This is a genomic window from Nonomuraea sp. NPDC054003, assembly GCF_055585125.1.
Window position 1 is genome coordinate 1 of record NZ_JBVJKR010000042.1, and the last position, 1,667, is coordinate 1,667.

1 protein-coding gene is annotated in these 1,667 nt (G+C 68.9%); it reads right to left on the reverse strand.

Going from position 1 to position 1,667, the window contains the following annotated elements:
* Positions 1-164: 164 nt before the first annotated feature.
* Positions 165-1,541 (reverse strand): IS1380 family transposase, encoded by a 1,377-nt coding sequence (locus ACZ6YG_RS44595; RefSeq protein WP_364225568.1) that lies wholly within the window; start codon positions 1,539-1,541, stop codon positions 165-167.
* Positions 1,542-1,667: the final 126 nt, after the last annotated feature.

Genomic DNA, 1,667 nt, shown 5'->3' on the forward strand with positions numbered 1-1,667 from the left:
CTAGCCTCGATCTTTCTCGACCTTGAGTTGGTCGGCTGAAGTCTTCGGCTGGAGGTCGATTTCCTCGCTGTGGTCAGCGTGGGTGCCCGGCTGTCGCGCCGGGTGGGCGGGGTTCCACGGGCCCGCGGGTCTCCTTTCCTAATCGTGGGATGGGTTGGTGCTGGTCAGGGTGGTGCTGGCAGGGCGTGCAGGCGGGCCAGGGCAGCGATGATCTGGCGGGCCCAGGGCCATCGCGCGGTGATGCGCAGGTGCAGGCGCCGGCCGCCGTGCACCAGCCGGCCAGCCACGGCGAACAGGCGCAGGCGCAGGCGTTTGGGCTCGTAGCGGCGGGCGTCGGTGTCATACAGGGCGAGCATCTGCATCCAGGCGAGCAGTTCGCAGGCCAGGGCGACGATTTCGAGCCAGATCTGGTTCTGGGTGAAGTCGTGCAGGGGCAGGTTGCGCAGGCCGGTGTCTTTGGCGGTGCGGATGCGGTCTTCGGCGCGGGCTCGGCGGCGGTGGCGTAGTTCCAGGTCGGCGAGCTGGCCGCCGGGGGTGCCGGTGACGAAGCAGGTGAAGCGGTGTCCGTCCAGATCGGTGAAGCGCAGCTGGGCGCCGGGGTGCGGGCGTTCCTTGCGGACGATGACACGCATGCCCTTCGGCCATCCGGTCATCTCCAGCAGGCCGGTGAGCTCGGCGACCCACGCGCCGGGGCGTGGCTGGCGGTCGGCATTGTAGGCGGGGGTCCAGGCGGTGGCCGGGAGCTTGAGAATTGCCTGCGCGATGTCGTCAGTGATGGTGAAGCCGATGGAGTACTTCAGCCATCGTCCTGGGCGGGTGAGCCAGGCGAGGAACTCGTGGGTGCCGCCGCCGGAGTCGGTGCGGACAAGGACGTTGCGTCGCAGGTGCTTGGGCAGCTGGGCCAGGGCGAGGCGGGTGGTCTCGATGTGGTCGGCGGCGGTGTTGGAGCCCGCGTTGCCGGGTCGCAGCATCAGGGCCAGGGACTCGCCGGCGCCGTCGCCCTGGTGGTCGGCGAAGGCGGTCATCGGGTGGAAGCCGTAGCTCTTCTTCCAGGTCGGGGCCGCGTGCTGCTTGTCGGAGTGCGAGACGACGATGGTGGCGTCGAGGTCGACGATCACGGGCTGGCCGTCGGTTCCGGGGGCGCGAGCACCGGCCAGGTGCCAGGCGCGCTGGCGGGCGGTGGCGCGGGCGGCGCGGATGGCCTTCAGCGCGCGGGCATCATCGGCGGCGAGCCGGTCGATCAGGCGCGAGACGGTCGGGTCGGAGGCAACCGGGCCGAACAGCTCAGGCTGGGAGCGCAGCACGGCGATGTCGGCCAGGCAATCCCCGCCGAGCGCCAGGGTGAGAGCCAGGTCGGTGATGATCTTTGCAGGGTCGTGCACCGCTCGGCCGGGTCGCCACCGTTCCAGCTGCTGGGACAGGTTCTTGTCCAGTCCGGTGATGCGCAGTGTCTGCATCAGCAGCAGAGCACCGCCATGGGAGACCAGCCCGCGGCCGTCGGCGGACACGGTGATCTTGCGGCGAGAAGCGGTAGAGTTCACTCGGAAAGTGCCTTCTGATCTGGGATGGACGGGGCCTTAGACAAGCCCGATCCTCCCAGCTCAAGGGCACTTTTCTTATGTGAACTATCAGGTCGGCTCAAATTCGCTGTGAAAGCCGCAGGCTAG